At 39.9% G+C, this 8,346-nt stretch carries 8 protein-coding genes; 2 read left to right on the plus strand and 6 right to left on the minus strand.

The window, feature by feature from the left end; translation table 11 throughout:
- Positions 1-146: 146 nt before the first annotated feature.
- Positions 147-626 (plus strand): DUF2231 domain-containing protein, encoded by a 480-nt coding sequence (locus V7083_RS13660; RefSeq protein WP_335478620.1) that lies wholly within the window; start codon positions 147-149, stop codon positions 624-626.
- Between the two features lie 38 nt (positions 627-664).
- Here the strand turns inward: V7083_RS13660 and V7083_RS13665 are convergent, their stop codons facing one another.
- Together V7083_RS13665 and V7083_RS13670 are read right to left on the minus strand one after the other, a co-directional pair.
- Positions 665-1,426 carry an SDR family oxidoreductase gene (locus tag V7083_RS13665; RefSeq protein ID WP_335478622.1) on the minus strand — a complete coding sequence of 254 codons (762 nt, stop codon included), beginning with the start codon at positions 1,424-1,426 and terminating at the stop codon, positions 665-667.
- Positions 1,427-1,492: 66 nt separating this feature from the next.
- Positions 1,493-2,260 carry a 3-hydroxyacyl-CoA dehydrogenase gene (locus tag V7083_RS13670; RefSeq protein ID WP_335478624.1) on the minus strand — a complete coding sequence of 256 codons (768 nt, stop codon included), beginning with the start codon at positions 2,258-2,260 and terminating at the stop codon, positions 1,493-1,495.
- 206 nt (positions 2,261-2,466) lie between these two features.
- On the opposite strand from V7083_RS13670, the gene V7083_RS13675 reads away from it, so the two are divergent.
- Positions 2,467-3,423 carry a D-2-hydroxyacid dehydrogenase gene (locus V7083_RS13675; RefSeq protein ID WP_335478626.1) on the plus strand — a complete coding sequence of 319 codons (957 nt, stop codon included), beginning with the start codon at positions 2,467-2,469 and terminating at the stop codon, positions 3,421-3,423.
- A gap of 46 nt (positions 3,424-3,469) precedes the next feature.
- Here the strand turns inward: V7083_RS13675 and V7083_RS13680 are convergent, their stop codons facing one another.
- From V7083_RS13680 to V7083_RS13695, 4 genes are all read right to left on the minus strand, one after another.
- Positions 3,470-6,217 carry a dynamin family protein gene (locus V7083_RS13680; protein WP_335478629.1) on the minus strand — a complete coding sequence of 916 codons (2,748 nt, stop codon included), beginning with the start codon at positions 6,215-6,217 and terminating at the stop codon, positions 3,470-3,472.
- A 199-nt stretch (positions 6,218-6,416) separates the two neighbouring features.
- Positions 6,417-7,139, minus strand: a complete 723-nt coding sequence (locus V7083_RS13685; protein WP_335478632.1) for an amino acid ABC transporter ATP-binding protein — start codon at positions 7,137-7,139, stop codon at positions 6,417-6,419.
- Entirely contained in the window at positions 7,136-7,792 is a 657-nt protein-coding gene (locus V7083_RS13690) for an amino acid ABC transporter permease (RefSeq protein WP_335478635.1), read from the minus strand. Before V7083_RS13690 ends, V7083_RS13685 begins: the two co-directional genes overlap by 4 nt.
- Positions 7,793-7,873: 81 nt before the next feature.
- On the minus strand, positions 7,874-8,346 hold a 473-nt coding region (locus V7083_RS13695), incomplete at its 5' end, for a transporter substrate-binding domain-containing protein (RefSeq protein ID WP_335478637.1).

Genomic DNA, 8,346 nt, shown 5'->3' on the forward strand with positions numbered 1-8,346 from the left:
ATATTGTATCAAAAATAAATAATTTTTTGAATTTTTTAAAAAATAATTATTACTGATATGGAAGTTTTAGATATTTTTCATTTATTTTTCAGTATTAAGTTGTACACTTTAGATGAATGATACTATTACCAAAAGGAGGAAAAAGAATGTTTAAAGAGGTATTTTCGCATATACATCCGATAGCGGTCCATTTTCCAATTGCCCTGATTATTATTGCAACATGTTATGACTTTTTTTTACTTTTTAAAAATAAACGAATATCACCAAAGCAAGGATTTTGGCTGTGGGCTGTTGCCTTTACCACTGCTTGGATTGCAGTAGGTACTGGTCCAGAGCATGATGCCAGAGGGAATACCAATGTTTTTGAATACCATGAACAGCTTGCGGATGTAGCAACGATTCTTACTTTTCTTGTTGTGGCATTTCGCGCCTACTTTATTTTTAAAAAGAAGGAAATGATCAAAACGATTTTGGCTATCTATTTACTATTTTCTTTCGCTTCCTCTGCTGCAATCCTTTCGGTTGGCTATTTTGGAGGAAAGATGGTTTATGACCAAGGGGTTGGGGTAAAAATGAATGGGAAATATGTGAACCCTCCTAAATCGGGATTTTCTGAACATGACTAATGAAACAGGGCTGTTCATTAAGAGCAGCCCCTTTTCCCTTATTCAATTATATTTTTCATGCCAGAATACATAGTTTTCACCGTATTTTTCACTTCTTCAGGAGACATTCGCATGGCCTCCTCTGACCTGCCATAACCAATCTCTACTTTCCCTTCAGTTAATCCTTGAAAAATGGAGTCAGTGAAAGCATTCACATCAGCCCCAAAGGTATGGAGACCAACACCACCCAAGTCGGTATTGACAGCTGGTGGAGCCACCTCAATTACCTCAATAGATGTATTTTCAAGTTGTTCCCTCAAGCTCATAGTGAAGGAATGAAGCGCCGCCTTTGTTGCCGAGTAAATCGGAGCGATTGCCATTGGAGTATAGGCTAAACCAGATGTGACATTGATGATTGCCGCATCTTTCTTCTTCGCGAAAAACGGTGAAAATAGCATAGTCAGATGGAAAGGTGCCTCAATATTGGAGGTGATTTCCTGGTTATAGTAGCTCCATTTATCTTTTGCCTCTGATTTTAATACATGGTAACGCTGCTGTATTCCTGCGTTATTGACGAGTACGTTCACTTCAGGATAAACGTCAGTAACCCAATCGAATAAAGCAATTCGATCCTCCTCGCTTGTTACATCACATGTTCGCGTTATAATTCCCGGAAGCATTTCCTGAGCTTCTTGGAGCTTAGCTTCCCTTCTTCCACAAACAATCACCTTATTTCCTGCCTTAACAAATCGCTCGGCAAAAGCAAATCCTATACCGGATGCTCCGCCTGTGATGAGGATGGTATTTCCAGTGAGTTTCATGGTTTCCCTCTTCTCTGATATGAAAATGACCATACCATTTTATCATTCCAATTCAAAAAACAATTATTATTTCGGCTGCATCCGGATGGCTCCATCAAGCCGGATTGTTTCTCCATTCAGCATAGGGTTTTCGATGATACTTTGGACAAGCTGAGCATATTCATTTGGGAATCCAAGCCTTGGCGGGAACGGAACCATTTTTCCCAAGGCATCCCTTGCTTCCTCTGACAGGGTATCAAACATTGGTGTATGAAAGAGCCCTGGAGCAATGGTCATCACGCGGATGCCGTAACGGGATAGTTCCCTTGCAATCGGCAGTGTCATTCCAACAATCCCACCTTTGGAGGCACTATAGGCTGCTTGGCCGATCTGACCTTCGAATGCGGCCACTGAAGCCGTGTTTATAATGACTCCTCTTTCATTTTGTTCGTTAGCATCATTCTTGGCCATGGCTTCGGCAGCAAATCTGATTACATTAAAACTTCCGATTAGATTAATATTGATTACCCTCGAAAATAAGGAAAGATCATGGACACCTTTACGTCCAAGTACTTTTTCGGCTATTCCAATTCCGGCACAATTAACAACTGTGTTGACTTCTCCTAAAAACTCAACTGCTTTTTGTACGGCTTTTTGAATAGCCGCTTCTTCCGTTACATCTGTTTGTAAAAATAAGACCGCCTCTCCTAATTCCGTTTGAAGCTGCAGGCCGCGTTCTGCAGACTGATCGAAAATAACCGCCCTTCCACCTTTTTTAATGATATTTCTTACGGTAGCTTCTCCCAACCCGGAAGCTCCTCCTGTTACGATTGCCTTGGTATATTGAATCTGCATAATTCATTCTCCCCTCTCATATTCCTACAATTATATTTTGCAAGTAATATGCCAGTGGAAGATCCCTTTCAAGTCAGTTGGCACATCACGTTAAATGTCTATATTTTGGACAGTATTTTTTAATAATGATTTATTTTTGGACAGTTGAATGTTTCTTTAAAATGTTATGATGAAAATGAGATTACTCTTAAACGGAGGTTGGATGGATGCAGCGTCGTAAGTTAGTTATAACCCATAATCTTGAAGTCCCTTTACTTGAGAAGGTGAAAAAAGTCATCCCTGATTGGGAAGTGATTGCCGGCAAAAATAGCGGGCAGGAGCACATCTCAGGGGCAGAAATTATTGCCGGTTGGAAAAAAGGCTTAGAAGAATATTGTCTTGCTCCCGATTCGAAACTAAAATGGCTCCAAACATGGAGTGCCGGCGTCAATTCGTTGCCGCTGGAGGAACTTGAGAAGAAAGAAATTATATTAACAAGTGCAAATGGTGTCCACGCCTACCCTATCTCAGAAACCATCTTTGCCTTGGTACTGGGGTTAACACGAAAAATTCATACATACGTAAAAAATCAACAGGCCAAAACATGGCATCATGCCCATATGAAGCAGGAAATCCACGAGAAGACCATCGGTATTATTGGTGTTGGTACCATCGGAAAGGAAACAGCTAAAATTGCGAAAGCATTTGGAATGAAAGTCGTTGGTGTCAGACACTCAGGACAGCCGTCTGAATTTGTGGACGAAATGTATACCACGGATCAATTATCGCTTCTTTTACCGAAATGTGATTATGTTGTTGTTACCTTGCCGCTTACAAAGGAAACCTATCACTTATTTGGAAGGGAACAATTTAACATAATGAAAGATTCAGCCTTTTTTATCAACATTGGCCGCGGTGAGATCGTGGTTGAGAAAGAATTGATTAAGGCATTGCAGGATGGCGTCATCGCCGGTGCTGGGCTTGATGTTTTTGAAAAAGAGCCCCTTGACGAGGATAGTCCTTTATGGGAGATGGAAAATGTGATTATTACTCCTCACACCTCCGGATCCACGGAGCACTATAATAAGCGGGTCGTCGAGGATATATTAATTCCAAATTTAAAACATTATCTTGTCGGGGAAGGCCCCAAGGTTAATGTGGTGGATTATCGGAAGGGATATTAAAAAAAATAGAAGCTGCCCACCAAAAAACGGGCAGCTTCCATCATAGCTAATAAACAGTCTGTATCCCATTACCGGCCACCGTCATCCACTCAAATTGACGAAGGCGCAATTCGAATAGGGTTAATGGGTCGCGGAACAGTTCTGGCTTCTCATTCATTTTTTCCAAAATATCATTATTTGTTTCTATCTCGGATCGTGTTGCTTCTACAGTTGAAGTTAAGACATTCATCGAGTTCTTAAAGAATAGATTCACATCGCGCTCAAACGATTTTTCAAATAGCTCAAATGCTTGGAAAAATTGTTTGCTGACTACTGCTGCTATTTCGGAATAATCTTCATTTTCAATAAAGGCTTTATACTTGTTGTAAACCACTGTCTTATTTTGAGAAAACGCCCCAAACAATTTCCCTGCACTTTTTAATAAAAATTGGGATGGGGTTCGTTTCAGAACAATATTAAGAGGGTCGAGCTGGAAGCGGCTTGTCATCCGATCGGTATCACGATGCCAATCCTCCACTACTTTAAAATCACAATTTAGTTTCAACCGTTCTTCTCCATACATACGGTTAAATCCATCACTTAACTCATCTAAATATTGCTGACTTAGCACAAACCCCTCCTCACACGTTTTAATCCATTCCTGCAGAGAAGAATAATATTTCGGCAGGAGCTGCTCTAAAAAGGCCTGAAGTCTCAGGTTCATCTCCTGATTAACCTCATTAAGAATGGTACCAAAATCACTTTCCTCTTTTATTAATGACCCGCATTCCCGCAAAATATTGGGTACCGATTCATTAATTTCCTGCTTAATTGGTTCTTTTACGGCAAAAAAGGCACTGGATACCTCCTTAATCTTTTGGGTAATAGTGTCATCCAGTTGATTGACTGAGCCATTTAATTTCAAATACATATCTTCATTCCATCGGACAGCTTCCACTAAGCGATTTTCCAAATCGATTCGTTTTTGGAGCAGGCTGGCAATGGTCGCCCGAATAAAATACAATACCTTAGCCAACCGCTTATCCTTAAGATGTCTAGTCATTTTAATAGATTCGATGAAAATCTTCAAATCTGACAACTGTTGGCTGCGATCGTATTGGGAGGAAAAAGCAAATACCTTTGAATCAGAAAATTCAGCATGAAGCTCTAAACTAATCTCATCTAATATCCGAATGGCATCCTGCTCATTTGGAATTGTATCCATTTTACTAAGAACAAAATGAATCGGGATATCTGGGGCCAATTGTTGAATTTGCGTTAAAATGGTACGCTCCTTCGCAGTTAAAGGAGCATTCGCATCAAGAACAAAAAGAATGACATCCGCCACCTGCAGAGTTTTAAGCACCCCATACCGGTCTTCATCATTTCCTTTTAATGCCGGTGTATCAATTAGTGCGAAAGCTTGTTCCTGTAATAGCTGACTAGGCAATCGATATTCGATGATCGATTCTTGTGCGTTTCTTAATCGATCCATTCTTTCCTGAAACTCAGAAAATCCTGCCAACTTCATTCTCTCTTCAACGGTAATCTCTTTAATATCCAATTCCTCACTATGTCTAAACATGACAGTAGATGGTGTTGGACTATCCTGTAAGGGTTCTCCAAGGATCGTATTAATAAACGTAGATTTTCCGCTTCCTCCCATTCCCACCACTAGCAGGTGCTGCGTATCAAAATCAAACAACTGATCAACGAGCCACGATACACGTTCGTCTTCTTCCATCTCATTTGCCCGTGCCCATTGATTAATAGAATGAAGTAATGTAAGAGATTCCTCAAATTCATTCAGATCCGCTTTCGCTATACGAATCAGATTTTCAGCTTCTTTTACAATGGTACTACTAATGGTGTTAGGAAATAATTCATCCCAGGTTAGAACAGCTGCCGAAGACATGGCCTGATTTTTTGAGTCTGCCAAACGCAGCCAGTTTGTGAGTAAGTCAGGAATATATTCCTGCAGGTCCTTAATGAAATAGTCTCCATTAATTAGTTGATTAAAAGTCTCTCTATGTAAATCTGATAGAATGACCCAGTTTTGAGTTCGCTCCAAGTCCAGATTTAATAATAGGTGATTTATTTCCTTCATCCACGTGAAGGAAGCATCCTCTTGATAACTATTCCATATAGAGGCGACAAGACTTTCAAACCTATGTTTATCTGAATGAAACAATATAAATAGTGCATGGGAAAAATAGCTTGGTGCAAAACTGTTGGTCATTCCTTTGTCAACATAGGAATGAAGGATGTCAAACCATTTGATATTTTCTGTTCGTTTCGCTTCATTTACAGCAAGCTCAACTGCATTGCCCCAATCCAATCGCTCTTCGAAAAATGCTCGGGCAATGTCCGTTACATTGGGATAATCCGGGTTGTCTGCAATGGTTTTTTTGATAACTGAGACAGCCGCTTCCATTTTGTCACGTTCGATATATAAAGAAAATAGCTTTAGGGCCACTTCTGTTGTTAATGTCGAATCTGTTGTTTTAATAGCCGTATAGAGATCTTCTGCATTCGGCAGGATTCCTAGTTCATAATAGGCATCTGCGATATTTTTCTTGGCCCAAGACCCCAGTTCGTTTTGAATGTTCTCCCATTTATAAATCGCCGCTTCATAATCTTTATGATGAAAATATACTTCTCCTTGAGCAAAGCGTATATTTGATAAATCCGGTAAATCTTTTTGAGCTTCTTCCAAGAAAGCTTCTCCGAGGGCCTGGATCGGATGTACTGAGTCATGTTCATTAATGAACATTGTATAATAGGTCTTGTTTTTTAATTGCTCCTCTAAAACCATTTCTTTCCCCTCCAATTAAACACTCTATGTCATTCATATGGAAAAGAGGCATAATTATTCCTTATACTATTCGACGAATGTCATGAATTTAAGTCTCCATTTCACCGATTTTAGCAAAGGAGTTTTTTCTTTAGATGACAATTAGATTTCAATTTAAAGACAAAAGGAGGCCTGTAAGCCTCCTTTTAATAAAATATATTTAAAGTACTTTACTTAAAAATGCCTGTGTCCGTTCTTCTTTTGGGTGATTGAACAGTTCCTCTGGGGCATTTTCTTCGACAATCACACCGCCATCCATGAAAATAACGCGGTCTCCGACTTCTTTGGCAAAGCCCATTTCATGGGTTACAACGATCATGGTCATACCTTCCTTTGCCAATCGCTTCATTACTTCCAGTACTTCTCCGACCATTTCCGGGTCCAAAGCCGAGGTAGGCTCATCAAACAGCATAATCTTCGGTTCCATCGCAAGTGCTCTTGCTATAGCGACCCGCTGCTTTTGTCCGCCTGATAAAGAATCAGGGTAAGCATTTGCTTTATCTTCCAAACCTACTTTGCGAAGTAGTTCCAGCCCTTTTTCTCTGGCTTGTTCCGATGAAACTTTCCTAACTTTCACTGGAGCAAGCATGATATTCTCGATAACGGATTTATGTGGAAACAGATTAAATTGTTGGAACACCATCCCCACTTCGGTTCTGATTTTATTAATGTCCGTCTTTTTATCAGTAATATCGATTCCTTCAATTAGGATATGACCACCCGTAATCGTTTCAAGCAAATTGATACAACGAAGAAAAGTAGATTTCCCGGATCCTGAGGGGCCAATTACTACCACAACTTCCTGTGGTTTAACCGTTACATTAATATCCTTCAACACTTCATTTGTGCCAAAGGTCTTTTTAAGATTTTTCACCGTAATCATTCTGTTGCCAGTCTCCTCTCAAGACGTGATAGCAAGAAGCTTAGGGAAAGCGTCAGTACAAGATAAATAGCTGCTGCAGTTATGTACGGCTCCCATGGTCTGTAATATTGTCCTTGCATCGCCCGACCCCAATACATAATTTCTGGGGCAGCAATTAAGGCTGCTAGAGAGGAGTCCTTGATTAACACGACGAATTCATTGCCAAGCGGTGGAATCATCCGTTTAAATGCCTGAGGCAAAATGACATTTTTCATAGCTTGTACATGAGTCATCCCTAATGAACGGGCGGCTTCCATTTGTCCTTTGTCAATGGATTGAATCCCACCTCGGAAAATTTCCGCAACGTAAGCTGCTGAATTCAATGATAAAGCTGTGATGGAGGCAACAATCGCATTGGTTGTACCTAAAAACAGTGGAATAACAGCAAAGTGAATGAGCAGGATTTGCACCATTAACGGCGTACCGCGAAAAAAGTTAATATACCAAACAAATGGTAAGGCGAGCCATTTATTTTGCATCATTTTCCCTAAACCTATAAACAGTCCCAAAATCGTCCCTAATATTATACTTGCGATTGAAAGTCCAATCGTTAGCAGCGTTCCTTTTAGAAAAAACGGAGCATATTCTGCTAAAAGATCCCATCTAATATCCATCTATCAACCCCCCAAACTTGTCCCACCTTTGTAATGAAAATTGCGTAACTGCAAAATATGAAGTTACGCAACTCTATCAATCTATTGTTGGTCTTTTAAGACTTTTGTATCTGGCTCGATTTTAAACCATTTCTTATAAATTTTCGCATACTCCCCACTATCAATAACCTTGTTAATCGCTTTGTCAAACTCAGCTTTTAGCTTGTTATTTTTAGCAAACAGCAATCCATAGAATTCTTTTTCAAAGGCGGAGTCATCTTCAATAACGACAAAATTGTCGCTTGGATTATTTTTTACATAAGTTTCAACAACTGTATTATCAGCGACAACGGCATCTGCCCCACCACTCTTTAATTCCAGTATGGCTAGATTGTTGTTTTCAAACTTTTTTAGTTTATCGCTATTTTCACCTAGAATGGCAGCAGCGGCCTCTTGACCAGTTGTTCCATTTTGAACGGCAATCACCTTATCTTTTAAATCCTTTGCACTCTTAATTGGGCTGTCCTTTGGAACTAAGATTTCGTTTTTGGATAAGAAGTATGGAACGGAGAAAT

Source organism: Bacillus sp. JJ1764 (assembly GCF_036962145.1).
Lineage (GTDB): Bacteria > Bacillota > Bacilli > Bacillales > Cytobacillaceae > Neobacillus.

What these genes read in the sequence shown, in the direction of transcription:
- V7083_RS13660 (WP_335478620.1), top strand. Translation starts at nt 147, where the DNA reads ATGTTTAAAGAGGTATTTTCGCATATACATCCGATAGCGGTCCATTTT.
- V7083_RS13665 (WP_335478622.1), bottom strand. Translation starts at nt 1,426, where the DNA reads ATGAAACTCACTGGAAATACCATCCTCATCACAGGCGGAGCATCCGGT.
- V7083_RS13670 (WP_335478624.1), bottom strand. Translation starts at nt 2,260, where the DNA reads ATGCAGATTCAATATACCAAGGCAATCGTAACAGGAGGAGCTTCCGGG.
- V7083_RS13675 (WP_335478626.1), top strand. Translation starts at nt 2,467, where the DNA reads ATGCAGCGTCGTAAGTTAGTTATAACCCATAATCTTGAAGTCCCTTTA.
- V7083_RS13680 (WP_335478629.1), bottom strand. Translation starts at nt 6,217, where the DNA reads ATGGTTTTAGAGGAGCAATTAAAAAACAAGACCTATTATACAATGTTC.
- V7083_RS13685 (WP_335478632.1), bottom strand. Translation starts at nt 7,139, where the DNA reads ATGATTACGGTGAAAAATCTTAAAAAGACCTTTGGCACAAATGAAGTG.
- V7083_RS13690 (WP_335478635.1), bottom strand. Translation starts at nt 7,792, where the DNA reads ATGGATATTAGATGGGATCTTTTAGCAGAATATGCTCCGTTTTTTCTA.